19 protein-coding genes and 1 riboswitch are annotated in these 21128 nt (G+C 59.8%); of the genes, 8 read left to right on the top strand and 11 right to left on the bottom strand.

Annotated features, from left to right (window positions below):
- Nucleotides 1–198: 198 nt before the first annotated feature.
- Nucleotides 199–699: a nucleoside 2-deoxyribosyltransferase gene (locus QRN38_RS26095; protein WP_024666330.1), complete on the bottom strand. Its 501-nt coding sequence runs from the start codon at nucleotides 697–699 to the stop codon at nucleotides 199–201.
- Nucleotides 700–830: 131 nt separating this feature from the next.
- On the opposite strand from QRN38_RS26095, the gene QRN38_RS26100 reads away from it, so the two are divergent.
- Nucleotides 831–2561, top strand: a complete 1731-nt coding sequence (locus tag QRN38_RS26100; RefSeq protein WP_057418243.1) for a VRR-NUC domain-containing protein — start codon at nucleotides 831–833, stop codon at nucleotides 2559–2561.
- Here the strand turns inward: QRN38_RS26100 and QRN38_RS26105 are convergent.
- Nucleotides 2537–2845 (bottom strand): hypothetical protein, encoded by a 309-nt coding sequence (locus tag QRN38_RS26105; RefSeq protein ID WP_010210992.1) that lies wholly within the window; start codon nucleotides 2843–2845, stop codon nucleotides 2537–2539. The genes QRN38_RS26100 and QRN38_RS26105 overlap by 25 nt on opposite strands.
- Nucleotides 2846–2966: 121 nt before the next feature.
- On the bottom strand, nucleotides 2967–3251 hold the full coding sequence (locus tag QRN38_RS26110; RefSeq protein ID WP_005770811.1) for a hypothetical protein: 285 nt from the start codon (nucleotides 3249–3251) through the stop codon (nucleotides 2967–2969).
- Between the two features lie 496 nt (nucleotides 3252–3747).
- Between QRN38_RS26110 and pstS the strand changes: the two genes are divergently transcribed.
- From pstS to pstB, 4 genes are all read left to right on the top strand, one after another.
- Nucleotides 3748–4773: a phosphate ABC transporter substrate-binding protein PstS gene (pstS, locus tag QRN38_RS26115; protein WP_005770813.1), complete on the top strand. Its 1026-nt coding sequence runs from the start codon at nucleotides 3748–3750 to the stop codon at nucleotides 4771–4773.
- 81 nt (nucleotides 4774–4854) lie between these two features.
- The gene (pstC, locus tag QRN38_RS26120; RefSeq protein WP_005770815.1) at nucleotides 4855–5850 is read left to right on the top strand and encodes a phosphate ABC transporter permease subunit PstC; all 996 of its coding nucleotides are present in this window, start codon (nucleotides 4855–4857) and stop codon (nucleotides 5848–5850) included.
- A complete protein-coding gene (gene pstA / locus QRN38_RS26125; RefSeq protein WP_005618859.1) occupies nucleotides 5847–6731 on the top strand; it encodes a phosphate ABC transporter permease PstA in 885 nt (294 codons plus the stop codon). The genes pstC and pstA overlap by 4 nt, the downstream gene beginning before the upstream one ends.
- The gene (gene pstB, locus QRN38_RS26130) at nucleotides 6731–7510 is read left to right on the top strand and encodes a phosphate ABC transporter ATP-binding protein PstB (RefSeq protein WP_002553918.1); all 780 of its coding nucleotides are present in this window, start codon (nucleotides 6731–6733) and stop codon (nucleotides 7508–7510) included. Before pstA ends, pstB begins: the two co-directional genes overlap by 1 nt.
- Here pstB and QRN38_RS26135 read toward each other — a convergent pair whose 3' ends face one another.
- Entirely contained in the window at nucleotides 7511–8440 is a 930-nt protein-coding gene (locus tag QRN38_RS26135; protein WP_007245932.1) for a LysR family transcriptional regulator, read from the bottom strand.
- 250 nt (nucleotides 8441–8690) lie between these two features.
- Here QRN38_RS26135 and QRN38_RS26140 point away from each other — a divergent pair, with 250 nt between their 5' ends.
- A complete protein-coding gene (locus tag QRN38_RS26140; protein WP_007245931.1) occupies nucleotides 8691–9689 on the top strand; it encodes an alpha/beta fold hydrolase in 999 nt (332 codons plus the stop codon).
- A gap of 57 nt (nucleotides 9690–9746) precedes the next feature.
- Here the strand turns inward: QRN38_RS26140 and nirD are convergent, their stop codons facing one another.
- Nucleotides 9747–10133: a nitrite reductase small subunit NirD gene (nirD, locus tag QRN38_RS26145; protein WP_005770821.1), complete on the bottom strand. Its 387-nt coding sequence runs from the start codon at nucleotides 10131–10133 to the stop codon at nucleotides 9747–9749.
- Nucleotides 10133–12694: a nitrite reductase large subunit NirB gene (nirB, locus tag QRN38_RS26150; RefSeq protein WP_044391615.1), complete on the bottom strand. Its 2562-nt coding sequence runs from the start codon at nucleotides 12692–12694 to the stop codon at nucleotides 10133–10135. The genes nirD and nirB overlap by 1 nt, the downstream gene beginning before the upstream one ends.
- A gap of 732 nt (nucleotides 12695–13426) precedes the next feature.
- Here nirB and QRN38_RS26155 point away from each other — a divergent pair.
- A complete protein-coding gene (locus tag QRN38_RS26155) occupies nucleotides 13427–13921 on the top strand; it encodes a GNAT family N-acetyltransferase (RefSeq protein WP_054090463.1) in 495 nt (164 codons plus the stop codon).
- Between the two features lie 46 nt (nucleotides 13922–13967).
- On the opposite strand, the gene QRN38_RS26160 is transcribed toward QRN38_RS26155, so the two are convergent.
- The 5 genes from QRN38_RS26160 to QRN38_RS26180 all read right to left on the bottom strand — a co-directional run bounded on the left by QRN38_RS26160 (nucleotide 13968) and on the right by QRN38_RS26180 (nucleotide 19965).
- On the bottom strand, nucleotides 13968–15974 hold the full coding sequence (locus QRN38_RS26160) for a peptidase U32 family protein (protein WP_057418241.1): 2007 nt from the start codon (nucleotides 15972–15974) through the stop codon (nucleotides 13968–13970).
- A 106-nt stretch (nucleotides 15975–16080) separates the two neighbouring features.
- Nucleotides 16081–16872 carry an ABC transporter ATP-binding protein gene (locus QRN38_RS26165; RefSeq protein WP_044391621.1) on the bottom strand — a complete coding sequence of 264 codons (792 nt, stop codon included), beginning with the start codon at nucleotides 16870–16872 and terminating at the stop codon, nucleotides 16081–16083.
- Nucleotides 16869–17891, bottom strand: coding sequence for a FecCD family ABC transporter permease (locus tag QRN38_RS26170; protein WP_032710978.1), 1023 nt, complete (start codon nucleotides 17889–17891; stop codon nucleotides 16869–16871). Before QRN38_RS26170 ends, QRN38_RS26165 begins: the two co-directional genes overlap by 4 nt.
- Nucleotides 17888–18901 (bottom strand): ABC transporter substrate-binding protein, encoded by a 1014-nt coding sequence (locus QRN38_RS26175; protein WP_010207498.1) that lies wholly within the window; start codon nucleotides 18899–18901, stop codon nucleotides 17888–17890. The genes QRN38_RS26170 and QRN38_RS26175 overlap by 4 nt, the downstream gene beginning before the upstream one ends.
- 130 nt (nucleotides 18902–19031) lie before the next feature.
- Nucleotides 19032–19229: riboswitch (cobalamin riboswitch) on the bottom strand.
- Between the two features lie 19 nt (nucleotides 19230–19248).
- Nucleotides 19249–19965 (bottom strand): FadR/GntR family transcriptional regulator, encoded by a 717-nt coding sequence (locus tag QRN38_RS26180; RefSeq protein ID WP_005770835.1) that lies wholly within the window; start codon nucleotides 19963–19965, stop codon nucleotides 19249–19251.
- A 108-nt stretch (nucleotides 19966–20073) separates the two neighbouring features.
- On the opposite strand from QRN38_RS26180, the gene QRN38_RS26185 reads away from it, so the two are divergent.
- On the top strand, nucleotides 20074–20808 hold the full coding sequence (locus QRN38_RS26185) for a FadR/GntR family transcriptional regulator (RefSeq protein WP_005770837.1): 735 nt from the start codon (nucleotides 20074–20076) through the stop codon (nucleotides 20806–20808).
- Nucleotides 20809–21128: the final 320 nt, after the last annotated feature.

Consider the following 21128-nt stretch of genomic DNA (forward strand, 5'->3'; position numbering starts at 1 on the left):
GCTTACTTTGATCCTTCAAAGTCAGTCGCCGAGGGGCGAAAAGGTGACTTGAGTCTTACATCAATCTAGCTGACATCGTAGAACCCTGGTGTGGCGCGAAGCGCCACATAGAGGACGCAGAGCGTCCAGAACGGCATGCGACGCGGAGCGCCGCACGATAGTTGAGATAACGATGAGAGGTCTAAATACCGACAATAATCAAACACGCTCACTCAAGTACTTCGCCAGCGCCTCAGCCCCAAGCTCCACCGTCGAACTGGTTCCCGCCCAACTGCAGGCGAGCATCAGATTACGCGGCAGCTCAAAGTCCTCAACCGTAAAACCGTTCCGGTCCAGACCGTTGTCGTCATGAACGACCAGTTCGCGCAGCGAAGCCACCGGCTCAAAGTACACCCACACCGGCTTGTTCAACGCCACAGCCATACCCACTTCAAACGCAGTGCCCGAGTCCGGCTCCAGGCCGCGAAACACATTCAGATTGGCCAGCACCGCAGAACAGCGCTGAATCATCGCGACATTCATCGCATAAATCTGCCGCGCGGTTTCATGCGGCGTTTGCCCCGGCGTCACCTCGTTGTCGAACGGATACAGCCCTTCAAGCCCATGCGCCGCGCACAACGCCTTGAGGTAGCGACCGTACTCGATCGCATCGGGTCGAAACACGTCGAACCCAGCCAGATAAACCAATGGCGCTTGCATACCCGACTCTCTGCTGCCAACAATATCCCGCCAATACTACGACTGATGGCCTGGCAACGATACGCGCCATTGATCGGCCGACAGGCAAGCAAAGGGTTTTGCGCTGGAATCTGTACGGATAACCAGTATCCTTGGCAGGTCTGTCTATATGCTGTGTGGCACTGGCCTTGAATACTTCACCTCTCGACAACCCGTTTTATTACCTGGAAAACTTCCGCCAGGTGCTCGGCTGGATCGCGCAGCGTTACGACGATCTGCTCGATGCGTCCGAGCGTCGCTTTATCACCGAGTTCGCTGGTCTGCCAATGCCTGCCCAAGGCCTGCTGGTACGCATGGTGATGCGCAAAGGCGTGATGTTTCGGGCCAGTAAACTGAGTTATGCCGAGATCGGTGACCCCCACCAGGCCGTGTTGCCGCTGTTGCAACAGGATTGGGTCGACACCAGCCCGCCATTGGGCCTGAGCGAGCTGTTCCAGTTGCTGCGCCGGGACGAGCTGAGCCAGTGCTTCAAGGCCCACGCCGTCAAAGGTCCGGAGCGCAAGCATGAATGGCTGGAGCGCCTGCAGCCGTTGTATGAAACAGCGCAGCCGCTTGAACAATGGCATCCGCTGCTACCCGATGCAGTGTTCGGCCTGAAGATAATGCCGCTCTGTGATCGCCTGCGATTGCTGTATTTCGGCAATCTGTATCAGGAATGGTCGGAATTCGTTCTGGCCGATCTGGGTATCTATCGGTACGAAAAAGTCGAGTTTTCGGCCGACTCGCGCGGTATCAGCCAGCGCGACGACATCGACGTCTGCCTGCAACTGCACGCCTGTCGGGAAGCGCTGGAAAGCTGCGTCGAGTTGCATACGCTGGCCGAGCGCGCCATCGCCATCGAATGCAGTAACCCATGGCTGAACATGCGCCGCGCTAAACTGTTGTACCGCATCGGGCAACAAGCCGAGCGCTTGCAGGACTGGCCGCTGGCCTTGTCGGTGTACCGTCAGTCCAACTATCCGGGGGCGCGCTCGCGGCAAATTCGCGTGCTGGAACGCAACGCCGAATACACCGAGGCGATGGCGCTGGTGGAGCAGGCCGGGCTTGCACCGGAGAGCGACGCTGAGGTTCAGCATCTGTCACGGGTCACGCCACGCCTGCAACGCAAGCTCGGCCTGAACGCAGCGCGTCGACCGGCTGCGCGGGTTGTTTCGCGGCTGGACGTGCAGGTCACGCCATCACCCGGAACCAGCGTCGAGCGTCTGATACGTCTGCACCTCGAAGAACAGCAGGGCGGGGAAGTGCACTACGTCGAGAACACGCTGATCAATTCGCTGTTTGGCCTGTTGTGCTGGCGGGCGATTTTTGCGCCCTTGCCGGGTGCGTTCTTTCATCCGTTTCACAGCGCCCCCAGCGACCTTTACAGTCCGGATTTTTACCAGCGTCGGGCAGCGCTGTTCGATGAGTGCCTGCTGCAACTGGAATCGAATGATTATCGGGTAACCATCCGCGAGCATTTCCAAAGCAAGTCCGGCCTGCAATCACCCTTCGTATTCTGGGGGGCACTGACACCGCAGTTGTTGGAGCAGGCGCTGCATTGCCTGCCGGCAGATCATCTGCGTTTGTGGTTTCGGCGTCTACTGCAGGACATCAAGGCTAATCGCACAGGAATGCCCGACCTGATCCAGTTTTTCCCGGAGCAGCGCGGTTACCGAATGATTGAGGTAAAGGGGCCAGGTGATCGCCTCCAGGACAACCAACTGCGCTGGCTGGACTTCTGTGCCGAGCATGGCATGCCGGTGGAGGTGTGTTACGTGCAATGGGCTATGGAAAGCCCCGAAGTCGAAGTGTCGATCAATCAAGGCGCCTTGTCGTCGTCCTGATCGTCGTCATGACCCATGTCAGTCGCCTTTTTTGAATCATGTGGCTGGCCATTCATGCCGCCTTTGCGAGCCGGTTCCGGGTCCATGCCTTTGGTGCCGGGGCTGGTACCCGGTGCGCCAGGGCTGGTTCCGTCGACGTTCTTTTCAATACCGGTACCGGTTCCCGGCAGCGGCTGCATGCCGCTGTCTGGATGAGTCGGGCCGGTCGAGCCCGCCATGGCACCGGCGCTGGCACACGCCAGCAGTGTTGCGAGACTCAATGCTGCCAGTCGTTTATCCATCATGATGAAAACCTCTACGAGTGTGGTTGCTACAGCCATCGAGCGTCAGCACGGAAATGGGTGCTACACAGGAGGGTCACCGAGCAGCGGGCAGGGCATGTCCCTGTCCGCTCGCGCTGCCGCGTTACTGAGTCTTGGTTTTCTCGGTAACGTTGCTTTTGTCGTGCTTACCATGAGTCTTGTCGTGCTTCATCGAGCGTTCAGCAGCCGCTTCCTTGCTTTCAGTCTGTGCGCCCGGAGTTTCGGACGAGGTGCGGTCCATTGGCTGGGTGTTGGTGCCCGGCAGTTTGGTCGCGTTCTTGTTGATCGGCGTTTCAGGTGTAGTAGTTGTCGACTCGGCGAAGGCGACACCTGAAACAGCAGCCATCAGGCCAGCCAGGGTGAGGGCAGTCAGTTTGGTCTTGATCATGATGTTTACTCCGTTATTTTAAAGTACCCACATTGGTCATTGGCCAGTGGCCATAGGTGCCCTTGAACCCGACGAACGGTATTTTCTCCGCGAGTCTTTGGCCGTGCAACGCAGCTAGCGCAGTCGCTGATTTATTGCGCCTGATCAGGCGACTTGAACCGGGTTTTTAGCTTATTTGGCTATAACGTGACCGACAGGTCGCTCAGGTCGATTATTAAAATGCACACTTTCTTACACTTTTATAACGTAGGTGGCGTTCTGCCATTTCCTTAGGGGTGGCATAACGCTATTCAGCATGCGGTGTGGTGACTGCCCCGTAAACGCTAGGCGATAGCAGATTCATAGCTGCCGTCAACGCATAAAAACAGCACCAAAAAAGTTCCCGGTCCTACACGATTCGTTTGATTGTCATTAAACAGCAACATTTCAGGTTTTAAATCCGCCTCGGGCCTCCTTAACTGGGCCACCACACAATCTCCTGGACTGAGGTATTACCGTGATACTGCTGACTAAAAAACGCTTGTCGCTTCTGATCGCTTCGCTGTGCCTCAGCGGTGTGGCCCACGCGACTGACGTAACCGGCGCTGGTTCGAGTTTCGTTTTCCCGGTTATTTCGGCGTGGTCCCAGGACTACAGCAAGAGCAACGATTCCAAAAATCGCATCAACTACCAGTCCATCGGTTCGGGCGGTGGTATCGCTCAGATCAAGGCGGCTACCGTTGACTTCGGCGCATCCGATGCCCCGATGTCCGCTGAGGACCTGCAAGCCGGTGGCCTGGGTCAGTTCCCGAGCGTGATCGGCGGTATCGTGCCGATCGTCAACGTCGAAGGCGTTGAAAGCGGTGAGTTGAAACTGGACGGCGCATTGCTTGCCAAGATCTTCATGGGCGAAGTCAAGAAGTGGAACGACCCTGCAATCGTCGCTCTGAACCCAGGCGTCAAGCTGCCTGAGACCGCGATCACTGTCGTTCACCGTTCGGACGGCTCGGGCACTACCTACAACTTCACCAACTACCTGAGCAAAGTCAGCCCGGAGTGGAACGAGAAGCTGAAGTTTGGTTCGACCGTGCAATGGCCTGCCGGTGTGGGCGGTAAAGGTAACGAAGGTGTTTCTGCCTACGTGAAACAGATCAAGGGTTCGATCGGCTACGTCGAGTACTCGTACGCGGTCACCAACAAGCTGTCCTACACCCAGTTGAAGAACGCTGCCGGCAAATTCATCAAGCCAGACGCCAAGGCTTTCGCTGCTGCTGCCGACTCGGCCAAGTGGGAAGATGCCAAGGACTTCAACCTGATCATGACCAACGCTCCGGGTGATACTGCGTGGCCGATCACCGCGACCACCTGGATCATCATGTACAAGAAAGCCAAGAACGAAGAGAAAAGCGCTGCTGCTTTCGACTTCTTCAAATGGTCCCTGGAAAACGGCCAGCAACAGGCCGAGAAACTGGACTATGTCGCTTTGCCGAAATCGCTGGTTGATCGCGTAGAGAACTACTGGAAAACGGAATTCACCAAGTAAGTGATTCAACCCGTACCACCCCTGTCATCAGCCGCGATATCGGCTCGGTGACAGGGGCTTTTCCTTGCGAGTGGCCTCAACATGACTGAAAACACCCAATACCTGTCCGCGAATGTCTCCGCTGGTGAGTCCGAGGGCGAGAAACGCGCCAAACGGGATCATCGTCATGACCTGTGGTTCAAGCGTTCATTGCAGGCCGCAGCGATGCTGGTGCTTGCTTTGCTGGGTTGTATCGCCCTGTCGACCCTGTGGGGCGGCAGTCTGGCATTTCAGACCTTCGGGTTTGAGTTTCTGACCAGCACCGAGTGGGACGTGAACGCCGGCAAGTTTGGCGCACTGGTTCCGATTTACGGCACGCTGGTGACTTCTTTTCTGGCTTTGCTGATCGCCGTTCCGGTGAGTTTCGGCATTGCGATCTTTCTGACCGAAGTGGCTCCGCCCTGGTTGCGGATGCCGATTGCCTCTGCAATCGAATTGCTGGCAGGGATACCTTCGATCATCTACGGCATGTGGGGGCTGTTCGTGTTCGGCCCGTTCATGGCTGAGCACTTGTCACCCTGGATCACCGAAAACCTCGGCGCACTGCCGCTGATCGGCCCGATGTTCCAAGGCCCGCCATTGGGCATCGGCATGCTGACCGCCGGTATCGTACTGGCGATCATGATTACCCCGTTCATTACCTCGGTCATGCAGGAAGTTTTCCGCACCGTGCCCGTTGCGCTCAAGGAGTCTGCTTACGCACTGGGTGGCACCACCTGGGAAGTGGTCTGGGATATCGTGCTGCCTTACACCCGTTCGGCAGTGGTCGGTGGCATTTTCCTCGGTTTGGGACGCGCGCTGGGCGAAACCATGGCGGTAACCTTCGTACTGGGTAACGCCCACCAGTTCTCTGCATCGCTGATGATGCCGAGCAGTTCCATTGCCTCGGTGATCGCCAACGAGTTCAACGAGGCCTACACCGACTTGCACCGTTCGGCATTGATTGCACTGGGCTTCCTGCTGTTTATCGTCACCTTCATCGTGCTGGCCCTTGCACGTCTGATGCTGTCGCGCCTTTCGCGTAAGGAGGGGTTATGAGTAAGGACATGACGGGCAGCGAGCGTATTTACCGGGCTCGCAATTTCAAGAACAAGATTGCGATGGTGCTCAGTTGTGGCGCCACTGCGTTTGGCCTGTTGTGGCTGGTCTGGATCCTGCTGACCACTATCATCAAAGGCATCGATGCGCTCAACCTGCAGTTGTTTACCGGCATGACGCCACCACCTGGCACTGAGGGTGGTCTGGCCAACGCGTTCTACGGCAGCGTTCTGATGTCCGGCATCGGCCTGCTGATCGGCACACCGATCGGCCTGATGGCCGGCATCTGGCTGGCCGAGTTTGCCCGCTACACCAAGTTGGGCAACACTGTGCGCTTCATCAACGACATCCTGCTGTCGGCACCGTCCATTGTGCTCGGCCTGTTCGTTTACACCGTTGTGGTGTTGCCGCTCAACGCGGTCACAGGCCATCAGGTGGGCTTTTCGGCACTGGCCGGTGCCTTGGCGCTGGCGCTGCTGGTCATCCCGGTTGTGGTGCGCACCACCGACGAAATGATGCAACTGCAACCCTCGACCATGCGTGAAGCTGCGCTGGCACTGGGTGTGCCGCAATGGAAGCTGACCCTGCAAATCGTTCTGCGCGCCGCCAAGGCGGGCGTGGTCACAGGTGTCCTGCTGGCGCTGGCACGTATCACCGGCGAAACCGCGCCGCTGTTGTTTACCGCTTTCGGCAACCAGTTCTGGAGCAGCGATCTGCTCAAACCAATCGCCAGTGTTCCGGTGGTGGTTTTCCAGTACGCAATGAGCCCGTTTGAAGACTGGCATTCCCTCGCATGGGCCGGTGCACTGGTCATGACGCTGTTCGTACTGATACTGAGTCTGCTGTCTCGCTTAATTCTTCTGCGCAATAGGGCGTCCTGATGAACAACCTTTCCCTGGCCAACGAAAAAACCAAGATCCAAGTGCGCGGTCTGGAGTTTTTCTACAACAACCAGAAGTCGTTGAAGTCCATCGACATGACCATTCCCGAGAAGCGCATCACTGCGATCATCGGCCCGTCGGGTTGCGGTAAATCGACCCTGCTGCGCGTGTTCAACCGTATCTACGCGATGTACCCGAAACAGGAAGCGCGCGGCGAAGTGCTGCTCAATGGCGAGAACATCCTGGCGCCGGGCTACTCGATGAACCGCCTGCGCAGTCATGTGGGCATGGTGTTCCAGAAGCCTGTGCCGTTCCCGATGTCGATCTACGACAACATTTCCTACGCCATCAAGCACCACGAAAAACTGTCGCGCCGCGAAATGGAAGATCGCGTCGAACAAGCTCTGCGTGGTGCCGCATTGTGGGATGAGGTCAAGGACAAGCTTAAACAGAGCGCGACCGGTCTGTCCGGCGGTCAGCAGCAGCGTCTGTGTATCGCCCGTACCATCGCGCTGCGCCCGCAGGTGTTGCTGCTGGATGAGCCGACTTCCGCGCTCGATCCGATTTCGACCGGTCGTATCGAACAACTGATCACCGAGCTCAAAGAGCAGTTCACCGTGATCATCGTGACCCACAACATGCAACAGGCGGCGCGCTGCTCGGACTACACGGCGTTCATGTTCATGGGCGAACTGATCGAGCATGGCGACACTGACACCATCTTCACCAAACCCTCCAAGACCCAGACCGAAGATTACATCACCGGTCGTTTCGGCTGATCAACCGGCCAGGGCGGGTGCCTCCCGGCGCTCGCTCATGAATGCCTCGATCCTGCTGCGCAACCAGCGCTCGGCAGGGTCGCTGTCCATCACACTCAGCCATGTCATCGACAGGTCCAGCCCCGGCGTAGGGAAGGGCAGTGGCTCGTCATACAGCAGCCCCAGCGCACTCATGGCGCTTGCCGCGTAGTCGGACAACCCCGAAATCAGGTCAGTGCCGGCCATCAGCGCGGGCAGGGTGGCGAACTGTGGTACCGACAACACCACCTGGCGCTTGCGACCCAGCGCGGTAAGCCATTCATCCGCAAAGCTGCTGACACTCGCCACATGCGACACCACGACGTGTGGGCGCGAGCAGTATTCGTCCATGCTCATGGGGCTGGAAGGCTTGTCGGCCCGCACCAGGCGCGGCTGCACATTGCGCAGCGTCTTGCGCTTGGCATTGGCCGGCAGCTCGCGGGTCAGGCAGACACCGACGGTGATGTCGCCGGACATCAGCACCTCGGAAATATTCAGGTAATCGACGTGCTTGACCACAATCACCACCCCCGGCGCTTCCTCGCGGATGGCCTTGAGCATGGCTGGCAGCAAGCCGAATTCGACGTCATCGCTCAAGCCGATGCGGAAGGTCATCTTGCTGACCGAAGGCTCGAAATCGGTGGTCAGGCTCAGCGCCGTGGACATGGCGTCCAGCGCGGGCGTGAGGTGTTTGAGAATTTCGTGGGCGCGGGCGGTGGGCTCCATGCGATGGCCAACCCGGATGAACAGCGGGTCATTGAGCAGGTTGCGCAGGCGGTTCAGGGCGGCGCTTATCGTGGGTTGGCCAAGGAACAGCTTTTCCGCTGCGCGGGTCACGTTACGTTCCTGCATCAAGGTCTCGAAGACGACCATCAGATTGATGTCGGCCTTGCGCAGCTCATTTCGATTCATTGCTATTCCTTGGCATCATGCCCTGCTGGCCACGACGGCCCTTAACAGACGGCTAAGTCTAGGCAAGCGCAGCAGCAGGCGTCCAGCGTTTTGCCTTGGCCGTCGTTGCAGTTGAGCGACGAAACGTCTGCTTACGGTTCGTCAGTAGGAAAAGGGCGAATCTGTTGTGGGAAACAGGGTCTACTTGCAGGTCTGCCGCCAGCGGTCCGGCGGTTCGAGCATTTGATTCCATTTACAGGAGGTGCCCCTTATGCGGGCTGCAAAGATTGCCGGTGTGTTGATGTCTCTGACGCTGTCAGCCACGGCGCTGGCTGAAACGCCCAGCTACGGTCAGCAACTGGAAGGCTTCGATTATCCTCATCCGCTCCTGAAATTCCCGTTCGAGTCGCAGGGCCAGTCTCTGGAAATGGGCTACATGGATGTCAAACCCACCGGCAAGGCCAATGGTCGCACTGCGGTGCTGATGCATGGCAAGAACTTCTGCGCCGCCACCTGGGAAGACACCATCAAGGGGTTGAGTGCTGCGGGCTACAGGGTTGTGGCACCCGATCAGATCGGCTTCTGCACCTCGACCAAACCCGAGCACTATCAGTACAGCTTCCAGCAACTGTCGATGAACACCCACGCGCTGCTTGAGAAACTGGGTGTCGACAAGGCCTCGGTTGTCGGCCATTCCACTGGCGGCATGCTGGCCACACGCTACGCACTGATGTACCCGAAACAGACCGAAAAACTGGTGATGGTCAACCCGATCGGGCTGGAGGACTGGAAGGCGCTCGGCGTGCCCTATCGCAGTATCGATCAATGGTACGAACGCGAGCTGAAAACCACCGCCGAGGGCATTCGCGCCTACGAGCAGAAGACCTATTACGACGGCCGCTGGAAGCCCGAGTATGACAAATGGGTGGATATGCTGGCCGGTCTGAACAAGGGGCCGGGGCACAAGATCGTTGCCTGGAACTCGGCGCTGATCTACGACATGATTTTCACCCAGCCGGTGTTCTACGAGTTTGCAAAGTTGCAGGTGCCGACCGTGTTGATGATCGGCGATGCGGATACAACGGCCATCGGCAGCGACATCGCGCCGCCGGAGGTCAAGGCCAGAATCGGTCAGTACAAGGTGCTGGGCAAGCAGGTCGCGCAGATGATTCCGGGCGCCAGGCTCGTCGAGTTCAAGGGCATGGGTCATGCTCCACAAATGGAAGACCCGGCGGGCTTCAACACATCGCTGGTGTCTGAACTCAAGTAAGCCGCTGGCAGCCACGCGACAACCTGATCTTTCAGTGATCAGGTTGCCGATCAGACCCTAGACCGCAATTTCCACCCGTTCGCCGTTCAGGCGCACCGGCCAGACTTCCAGGCGCTGTTCCGGGTACTCGATGCAACTGCCGTCGTGCAGGCGAAAATGCTGCTTGTACAGCGGCGAGGCAATAACCAGCTCACCCGCAATCTGGCCAGTCAGCCCACGTCCGATCACATTCGCACCGGATTTCGGGTCGCGGTTGTCGATGGCAAACAATTGCTCTCCTTGCGCTGTGTCAGGTAGATAGAACAGCGCTATCTGTTTCCCGTCCAGCCAGGCCACCACGCCGGAATTGGCGACCAGGTCCTTGCGCTCACACAGGGCATACCAGTGCAGATGCAGCGCGCAAGAGCTGTTTTCTTCAGTCCACGTTGTTTCAGGCGAATTCATTACACCACCTCCTTGAACAACGGAATAAGCGCCAGTTCTTCAGGTTTTGCCGGGCGACGCTGAGCGCGTTCCTTGACGAAGTGCACGTCGGGGTCGCTGCGCCCGTCGTTGACGAAGGTGCGGAAGCGCTTGAGTTTTTCCGGGTCCTTGAGGGCATTGGCCCACTCGCACTCGTAGCGATCCACCACCAGTTGCATCTGCGATTCAAGCTCGGCTGCCAGGCCCAGGCTGTCATCGAGAATCACCGCTTTGAGGTAGTCCAGGCCACCTTCCAGTGTTTCTCGCCACACCGAGGTGCGCTGCAGCTTGTCGGCGGTGCGGATGTAGAGCATCAGGAAGCGGTCGATGTAACGGATCAGGGTCTCGTCATCCAGATCAGTGGCGAACAGCTCGGCGTGGCGCGGGCGCATGCCGCCGTTGCCGCACAGGTACAGGTTCCAGCCATTCTCGGTGGCGATCACACCAACGTCCTTGCTCTGTGCTTCGGCGCATTCGCGGGTGCAGCCGGACACTGCGAACTTGAGTTTGTGTGGCGAACGCAGGCCCTTGTAACGATCTTCGATGCGTAACGCCATGGCGACGCTGTCCTGCACGCCATAGCGGCACCAGGTGCTGCCGACGCAGGACTTCACCGTGCGGGTCGATTTACCGTAGGCATGCCCGGTCTCGAAACCGGCGGCGATCAACTCGCTCCAGATGTCTGGCAACTCGTGCAATTGCGCGCCAAACAGATCGATACGCTGGCCGCCGGTGATCTTGGTGTACAGGTCGTATTTCTTGGCCACCGCGCCAATCGCGATCAACCCGTCGGGGGTGATTTCGCCACCTGGAATGCGCGGCACGACCGAGTAAGTGCCGTTTTTCTGCATGTTGGCCATGAACGTGTCGTTGGTGTCCTGCAATGGCACCAGCGAAGGCTCGGTGATCGGACGGTTCCAGCATGAGGCGAGAATCGAGCCGACCGCAGGCTTGCAGATGTCGCAGCCATGCGCGCCCTTGCCGTGCCGATCCAGCAGTTCATCGAAGCTTTCGATGCCTTCGACGCGCACGATCGAGTACAACTCCTGGCGGGTGTAGGCGAAGTGTTCGCAGAGGCTCTTGTCCACCGCCACGCCACGGGCAATCAGTTCATGTTCGAACACCTGCTTGAGCAGCGCCGTACAGCCGCCGCAACCGGTGGCGGCCTTGGTGCAGGCCTTGATCCCGGCCAGGTCGGTGCAGCCATTGTCGATGGCTGAACAGATCGAGCCTTTGCTGACGTTATGACAGGAACAGATGGTCGCTGTGGCGGGCAGGGCATCGGCGCCCAGCGTCGGCGCACCTTCGCCACGCGGCAGGATCAGGCTAGACGGGTCGGCTGGCAGGGTGATGCCGTTCTGCGCGTACTGCAGCAGTGTGTCGTAATAACTGTTGTCGCCGACCAGCACAGCGCCGAGCACCTGCTTGCCGTCGGCCGACACCACCAGGCGCCTGTAACTGCCGCTGGCCTCGTCGATAAAGCGATAGCTTACGGCCCCGGCCAGCGCACCGTGCGCATCACCGATAGAGCCCACGTCTACGCCCAGCAGTTTGAGCTTGGTGGACATGTCGGCGCCGAAGAACGCGTCGGTTTCTTTTCCGCACAACTGCGCTGCCACGCCACGGGCCATCTGATAGCCGGGGGCAACCAGACCGAACACACTGCCGTTCCAGGCCGCGCATTCGCCAATTGCATAGATATCGGCGTCGCTGGTGCGGCAGTGTTCGTCGATGGCAACACCGCCGCGCGGGCCGAGTTCCAGCGCGCACTGCCGGGCCAGCGAATCCTGCGGACGAATACCGGCGGAAAACACGATCAGATCGGTTTCCAGAAATTCGTCGTTGGCAAAATTCATCCGATAGCGATATTGCTTGCCGTCGCTGATCGATTGCGTGGCGCGGGACAGATGCACACCGACCCCCAACGCTTCGATGCGCGCTTTCAGCGCGGCACCGCCGTGCTCGTCCAGCTGCACCGGCATCAGGCGCGGGGCAAATTCGACGACATGGGCTTCAAGGCCGAGTGACTTCAACGCATTGGCCGCCTCCAGCCCCAGCAAGCCACCACCAACCACCACGCCGCGTTTTGCTTTAGAGGCGGCGTAACGAATGGTGTCCAGGTCTTCGAGGGTGCGGTAGACCAGCCGGGAATTACCCTGCGCGCCTTCGATAGGCGGCACGAACGGATAGGAACCGGTGGCCAGGATCAGTTTGTCGTAACAGAAACAGCCTTCTGCGGTAATGATCTCGTGACGGCCACGGTCGATCTCCAGCACCGGTACGCCCAGGTGCAAGGTGAGGCCGGCTTGCTCATACAAGGCCATTTCACTCATGGCCAGCGATTCGGCGTCGCGCCCGGTGAAATACTCGGACAGGTGCACACGATCATAGGCACGCTGAGACTCCTCGCCGAAAACGTGAATACGATAATGCTCAAGCGCGCCGCCTTCGATCAACTGCTCGACGCAATGATGACCGACCATGCCATTGCCGACGACGATCAGGGTTTTTACATCGGTGCGGGGGAAGACTGTGGTGTTCATAGCGAGTCCCGGCCAAGGCCAATCAGGTTTTTTGAAGCAAAAAAAAGGCGCCCGGAACCTTTCGGTCCCAGGCGCCTTTGCCTGTTCTCTTAGTGGAGTTTCTGAGCGCCATCGAGCGACGTTGCCGGATGCACCTCAATAGCCCTCTGGCCTCTACGAGACTGGCGATCGACATCGATCAACCGGAGCAAGCCCGACCACATTCAGGGTAGGGTTATGTCGAGTCATGCAGAGGTTGTGCCAGTTTGTGGCTGGGGCCGCCTGGCTGCGTTGTCGGGGTGTTTGCGGGGTAATATGCCTGGACAGTCCGCTCCGGTATTGCCCTGGATTGGTGCGTATGACCTGTTCGCTGTCTCAAATGCGGTCGAGATAATGCTTCGCGTGGTGATTCAGGTTGTGACGCTCAGCGTCAGGGCGAAGGAACCCGACGAAGTCGGGCCGGAAACGGAGCCGGGATTTTGCTTGCTTTGATCCTTCAAAGTCAGTCGCCGAGGGGCGAAAAGGTGACTTGAGTCGGAACACATACAACTGACATAGCAGAACCGTTACATGGTTGCGCCGCACACTCAAGATCGGACGCAGAGCGTCCAGAACTGCATGCGACGCGGAGCGTCGCACGATAGTCGAGATTATTGTTCCTCACGCTCCAGCACCGGCACGCGAATCGGCCGGCTCACTCATGCCTGGCGCAACATTTGTATTACTCTGCGCCCCCCAGCCAAGTCAGTTGCCATGAACATCACCATCACCGAAGTGCCCCCCGCTGATATCCCGCAAACCGTCGACTTCGTCATGCGTGCCCGTGCCGAGATTTTTCCGTTGCTCGACGCCATCACCGTACCCCCTGATCTGGCCGGTTTCGAACAGGTTTACCTGAGTGGCAAGGACGGAAAATTTCTGATTGCCCGCTGTGACGAGCGGATCATCGCAGCAGTCGGCTACCTGCCTTACGACCACCGTTTTGCGCAACTCGACTACACAGGGCGCCGGACCGTCGAGATCGTGCGCCTTTATGTCACGCCAGAGTTTCGCGGCGACGGCCTGGCCAGTCAGCTATGTCAGGCGCTTTGGGCGCATGCCGCTGCGGGCGCAATAGAAGTGCTGTACCTGCACACCCACCCGTTTCTACCCGGTGCTATTCGCTTCTGGGAAAAACAGGGCTTTGCCGTCACCGATGTGGAAAGCGATCCGCTGTGGAACACGACGCATATGGAACGCGTGCTGTAGAAAGGGTATGGGGGGCGCGTAGTGAACCAGCCCCTTTATTGCAAGATCAGCGCGGATGACGCTGGCGGGCAGTCTTGAGCAGGTCTTCCGGGGTGATGTGGCCGACTACCGATTTGGCCGCAGCGCTGCCGGGCAATGGCAGGTCGAGGATGTGGCCCTTCATCTTGCCGATCACGTGCATTTCACACGGCTTGCAGTCGAACTTCAGGGTCAGCACTTCGTCACCCTGCACCAACTGCATGGGCGCGACCTTGGTGCGCACGCCGGTCACGCCTTTTGCCTGTTTCGGGCACAGGTTGAACGAGAAGCGCAGACAATGCTTGGTGATCATCACCGGCACCTCGCCGGTTTCCTCATGCGCTTCGTAAGCCGCATCGATCAACTGCACGCCGTGGCGGTGGTAGAAGTCGCGAGCTTTCTGGTTGTAAACGTTGGCCAGAAACGACAGGTGCGAATCAGGGTAAACCGGTGGCGGGGTGGTTTCTGCCTTGCGTCCACCGCGCGGGTGAGCCTGTATGCGCGCCTCGGTCAGCGCCTCGATGGCATCGCGGCGCAGTGCCTTGAGTTGCGAATTGGGCACGAAAAACGCTTGATGCGCATCCAGTTCCACATCCTGAGCATGGTAGATCGTGGTGCCTAGCTGGATGAGCAGATCACGCAACTGATCCAGCGCCTGCTCGGGCTTGTTGGCTGCACCGAACGGGCCGTCCAGGCCGACCGTCACGCTCACGCCTTCTTCACTGGTCGCGTTAAGGCTCAAGTGATCTTCACGCAACGTAACCTGCCACTGAATGCCGATGCGGCGCTCGGCTGAGGTCTTGAGCAACGCCTGCTGCCAGTTGTGATCCAGGTTACGGTTCAGCGGATGGTTGGGGCGCAGGCGGGAGAGTGCCGCCGGCATCTCGTTGGGCTCTACTCGGTAGCGCCAGCGCTTCTCGCCTTCTTCTTCAAACTCGCCTTTGAGCTCGCAGATATTGGCCCGGAAGCCCACCACTTCACGCTTGATCTGCACATTGAGGCCGTCGCCATTGGACAGCGGCTCATGGGTGACAGCGATCAGGTCACGCTTGCCGAGTTTCTCGACGGTGCCGACTGCCAAGCCGGTAAACGTCGGCGTATCGAATGCGCCGATGTCGATCTTGCGGTCGCTGACAAAGTAATCGGTGCTGCCACGGTGAAAGGTCTTCTCCGGGTCGGGCACGAAAAAATGCGCGGTGCGGCCGCTGGAGGCGCGCGCCAGGTCCGGGCGGTCTTCAAGAATCTCGTCCAGACGCTGACGGTAATAGGCGGTAATGTTTTTGACGTAGCCTGCGTCTTTATAGCGACCTTCGATCTTGAACGAGCGCACGCCAGCGTCCACCAGATCGCCCAGGTTGGCGCTCTGGTTGTTGTCTTTCATCGACAGCAGGTGTTTTTCGAAAGCGACGACTCGGCCCTGATCATCCTTGAGCGTGTACGGCAGGCGGCAGGCTTGCGAGCAGTCGCCACGGTTGGCGCTGCGGCCATTTTGCGCATGGGAAATGTTGCACTGCCCGGAGAACGCCACACACAGTGCGCCGTGGATGAAGAACTCGATGGCCGCGTCGGTTTCACGGGCGATGTCACGAATTTCCTGCAGGTTCAGCTCGCGGGCCAGCACCAGTTGCGAGAAACCGGCCTGATCAAGAAACTTCGCCCGGCCCAGGGTGCGAATATCGGTCTGCGTGCTGGCGTGCAGCTCGATGGGCGGAATGTCCAGCTCCATGACCCCGAGGTCTTGGACGATCAGCGCATCGACACCTGCATCGTAGAGCTGATGGATCAGCTTGCGCGCCGGTTCCAGCTCGTCGTCATGCAGGATGGTGTTGATCGTGGTGAAGATTCGCGCGTGGTAGCGATGGGCAAATTTCACCAGTTCGGCGATATCGCTGACCTCGTTGCAGGCGTTGTGTCGCGCACCAAAGCTCGGCCCGCCGATGTATACCGCGTCGGCGCCATGCAGGATGGCTTCGCGGGCGATGGTCACATCCCGGGCAGGGCTGAGCAATTCCAGGTGGTGCTTGGGTAACGACATGGCAACGGGATCCGGCAGCGGGCAAAGCGCGCATTGTAGTGCCACCGGCCGCGCGGCGCACCTGTTGCCGGTTTGCGCAGGTCATGGACTGACCACCGGCGCTGCCTCAGCGCGAGCGCAAACGCAGGATTTTCGCGCCATCGAAGGGGTCGGTCAGCCAGTGCGCCACGACGCCGAAGGTGCTCAGCAGGCGCTCGGGCGTCAGTACCTCGACCGGCGTGCCCAGCGCCACCAGTCGGCCTTTTTCCATAACGGCGACACGGTCGCAGTCCAGTGCCTGATTCAGGTCATGCAGGGCAATCACCGTGGTCACCGGCAAAGCCCTGACCAGGCCGAGAATAGTGAGCTGATGCTGGATGTCCAGATGATTGGTCGGCTCATCCAGCAGCAGAATTTGCGGCCGTTGTGCCAGCGCTCGGGCGATGTGCACACGTTGCCGCTCGCCCCCGGACAGGGTGTGCCAGGCCCGTTTTTGCATGTGCAGCATGTCCACATCCTGCAAGGCCTGACGCACGATGGCGTCGTCATTCGCGCTCCACGGCTCCAGTGCCGACAGCCAGGGCGTGCGGCCCAGTTCGACGGCGTCGAGCACGGTCACCGCGTCGCTGGTTTCGGCCTGCTGCTCGACCACCGCCAACAGGCGTGCCACGTCTCTGCGGCTCATCGCGGCGAGTGCCTGCTCACCCAGCCTGACCGCGCCGCTGCCCGGCTTCTGAATGCCAGCCAGCAGCTTGAGCAGGGTGGATTTGCCCGAACCATTAGGGCCGACCACCGCGAGTGTCTCGCCTGTGGCAATGCTCAGATCGACATCGCTCAGCAGGGGCGTGCCACGCACCGAATAGCCGAGCCCGGAGCAACCGAGTACGCAAGAGCGGGGCGACTGCGCAAACTCGTTCATCGCGTGCTGTTGCCCCGGACAAGAATCAAGGCGAAGACCGGCGCGCCGATCAGCGCAGTAATCACCCCGATCGGCAGCGCCTGGCCTTTGATCATCGTGCGCGAAAGGATATCCGCAGCGATCAGAAATAGCGCGCCGCTCAGTGCGCTCAGCGGCACCAGCCGCGCGTGACGCACGCCGACCAGCATGCGCACCGCATGCGGAATCACCAGCCCGACAAAACCGATGGAGCCGACAATCGACACCATCACCGCCGTCACCAGCGCTGCCGTGGCGATCAGGATGATCTGCACACGTCGCACCGCAATGCCGAGCGACGCGGCCGAGTCGCTGCCGAACGTGAAGGCATCCAGCGCGCGCCTGTACCAAAGGCACACCAGCAAACCGGCCAGCACCGTCGGCACCGCCAGCCACACCGAGTGCCAGCGCACCCCGCTGAGGTTGCCCAGCAACCAGAACATGATGCCGCGAGCCTGTTCGGAACTGGCGGATTTGGTGATCATGAACGAGGTCAGCGCGTTGAACAGTTGTGAACCGGCGATACCCGCCAGAATGATCTGCACCGACGCTGTGGTGCCCCGTGAGGAATGTGCGAGCAGGGCGACCAGTGAAAACGCCGCTACGGCCCCGGCGAACGCGCCGACCGACATGGAAATCGCCCCCGCGCCAAAGCCCAGAATGGCCACCAGCACCGCGCCGGTCGAGGCCCCGGCGGAAATCCCCAGCAAATAAGGGTCGGCCAGCGGGTTGCGCAGCAATGATTGCAGCACCACGCCGCAAATCGCCAGGCCGGCTCCGCAGGCTGCCGCGACGATGGCCCGGGTCAGCCGGTAATTCCAGACGATGCCTTCGTCGATAGGGTCCAGCACATAACCGGCCGCCCAGAGTTTGTTGGCCAGCACCTGAAAAACCACGTCGAGGCTGATCGAGGTTTCACCAATCGCCGCGCCGACCATGATTGCCAGCACCAGGATGGCTGCAACCCAGAGCAGATGGCCCAGCGCCACAGGCAGTCTCATCGTGCGGCGTTGAAACGGTTGGCGGCGTCGGCCAGTTCTTCGAACCCGGTGAACAGGCGCAGACCTGCCTGCATGCCCTCGGCGTCGATGATCACGATCCGGTCATGCTTGACCGCGTCCATGTTGCGCGTCACCGGGTCGCTCTTGAGGAAGGCGATCTTCTTCAGGTAGTCGTCGGCCGGAAAGCGGCGACGGTCCATGCGTGCAATCACCAGAATGCTCGGGTTGGCCTTGGCAATGGTTTCCCAGCCCACGGTTGGCCATTCTTCGTCGGACTGGACGATGTTGCGCATGCCCAGGCTGTTGAGCATGAAGTCCGGGATGCCTTTGCGGCCTGCTACAAAAGGATCGCTGGCGATCTCGGAGCTGGAAAACCAGAACAGCGCAGACACATCGTTAGCCTTGTTCTGTCTGACGTTGGCAATCGCTGCGCTCAGGCGCGTTTTCAGCTGCGCGACCAATGCGTCGCCGCGATCCTGCACATCGAAAACCTGCGCCAGTTGTTCGATGCTCTTGTAGATGGTCTCGATGCGAAACGGCTCCAGGCGGGTGCCATCGGCGCCGACCAGGTTGTCTTTGCCTTCGCAATCGGACGGCAGAATGTACGTGGGGATTTTCAGATCATGAAACTGCTCGCGGGTACCGACTGCGCCCTGTTTGCCGACCATCCATTCCAGCTGCACGACCACCAGTTCGGGACGTTTGCCGATCACCGCCTCAAAACCCGGTTCGTTATCGGCCAGGCGCTCCACCTTGTCGTTTTGTGCCTTGAAGCGCGGCAGCACGTTGTTGAACCACAGCGAGGTGCCGACCAGCTTGTCGCCCAACCCCAGTTCATAGAGCATTTCAGTGCCCGCCTGGCCAATGGTCACGGCTTTGGTCGGTGCATGCGCGAACGTCAGGGTTGAGCCGCAGTTTTCCACGGTCAGCGGATACTGCGTGGGGGCGGCGAACGTCAGGGTAGACAACGTCAGGCAGGCGGCGATTGCGGCGAGGCGGGGCAGCGACATGAAATGCGGTCTCCATTGGAGCAGGTGCCAAGGCGCAATGCACATCAGGAAACACATCCCCGGCAGATGACCGGGCACGGCAAAAGGTGCCGACGCGTGCGGATGTCCTTCCCGGACACCCCGCCGGTTAGTTGGTTGAATCGGGTCGGCAGGTCTCCTGACTGGCATGTCATCACCATGCTCCGGCCTTCCCGGATCTGAATCCAGTGGCAGTCTTGGAGCAGGCTCGATGCCTACAGTTGCGGGGGCAGTTTCGTTTTGGCCTTTGAAACAAAGCTGGCGAATTCCCTGTTAGTTCCTCTCGGAAACCGACGGCCGGCATGGTAAACGATAAGGGTTCTTGATAGCTAATGCTTTGCGCGCACGCGCAGCAGGCTGTTGATCAGATGCAGGCGCATCGCGGCGCGCGCGGCATCGCGGTCCTGATGAGCGATGGCTTCATAGATGCTTTCCTGCTCGCGGCGCTGAATGTCCGGGTCATCTATGGCATGCGCCAAGGCGATGTTGCCGAAGCCGCTGCGCGCGCGCGGCAGAATGCTGCTGCCCAACTGGCTCATTACGTCGGTAAAAAAGCTGTTGGCGGTGCACAGCGAGATCTGCCGGTGGAATTCGAAGTCGGCTTGCAGGGTGTCTTTGCCTTGGCGCGTGCAACGGTGCAGTTCATCGAGCGCCTGGCGGATCGCGTCGAGTTGCTCGGGCGTGCGTCGTTGGGCGGCGAGGGCGGCTGATTCCGGCTCCAGGCTCAGGCGCAGCTCGATGATCGACACCGCATCGCCAGGTGTGCCGATGGAGGATTGGTCCTGACTGGAGTGGCCGGGCTGCGAGGCATCGACCACAAAGGTGCCAATGCCGTGGCGGGTTTCCACCAGCCCCTCGGCCTGCAAGCGCGACATCGCTTCCCGAACCACGGTGCGGCTGACTCCGCTTTCGCGAATGATTACCTGCTCGGTGGGCAGCTTTTCGCCGCTCTGGATCTCGCCATCGCGAATCCTGCGCGCGAATTCGGCGACCAGTTGCTGGGTCAGGCTGGAACGGCGGCCTTTGGGGGAAGAGGAGTGTTCCATGGCAAGGTGATCGGTCCGTTTGGGGTGGCTGAGTATAACCGTACTCGGAACGTGTTTTGTGCGGGTATCGCAGCCTATACTCGCGTATCGGACAGAACTGAGGCTGCAATGTCGGACAACGCGCTTTCCCCGCAAAAAAACCATCGACGCCTGGCAGAAACCCTGGTTGACCGCTTTGCCCAGCGCATGCGTGACGGTGTGCTGGTGCGCGGAGAAAAACTGCCGTCGGAGATCCACATCATGGAAGCCGAAGGTGTGAGTCGCACGGTGGTGCGTGATGCCTTGTCGCGGATGCAGGCGGCGGGGCTGGTGGAAACCCGCCACGGTGTGGGTACGTTCGTCCTTGACATGCCGCCGCCCGAAGGTTTTTCCGTCGGCCCGGCGACCATCGCCAGCGTTGCCGATGTGCTGAACCTGCTGGAGTTTCGCCTGAGCCTTGAGGTCGAGGCGGCCGGTCTTGCCGCCCAGCGCCGCAGCCCGGAGGCGCTGCTGGAACTGAAGCGTGCTTTTGATGCTTTGCTCGAAGGGCCGCAGAAGTCCGGGACGACCATCAACGCCGACTTTCAGTTTCACCTCAAGATCGCCAAGGCGTCAGGCAATGCCTACCTGATCGACATCATGAAACACCTGGGCACCAAGCTGATCCCGCGCACCCGCATGAATTCGGCCTACACCGGGCAAAGCGACCGCAGCGCCTACCTTGCCGGGATCAACGCCGAACACCGGCAAATCTACAACGCCATCGCCGAAGGCAACGTCGATGCCGCGCGCGCTGCAATGTACCTGCACCTCAACGGCAGCCGCATGCGCCTGCGCCGTACTCAGGCGTTGTACAGCGACTGAGCTGATTCAGGATGAGCGTCGTACGATAGTTGAGATTATCGTTCCGTCCACTCCGTGGGAATGCCTTGCGTGACGCTCCGCGTCACAGATCTGCGCCGCACCGCGCATTCAAGAGAGGACGCGGAGCGTCCAGAAACGCATGCGACGCGGAGCGTCGCACGATAATCATACTCAGGCGTTATCGTTCCGCACGCTCCAGCGTGGGAATACCTTGCATGACGCTCCGCGTCACAGATCTGCGCCGCACCGCGCATTCGAGAGCGGACGCGGAGCGTCCAGAAACGCATGCGACGCGGAGCGTCGCACGATAGTCAGATCGT

Origin of the sequence: Pseudomonas sp. CFBP2511 (assembly GCF_030209255.1) — a bacterium.
GTDB classification, from domain to species: Bacteria; Pseudomonadota; Gammaproteobacteria; order Pseudomonadales; family Pseudomonadaceae; genus Aquipseudomonas; species Aquipseudomonas avellanae.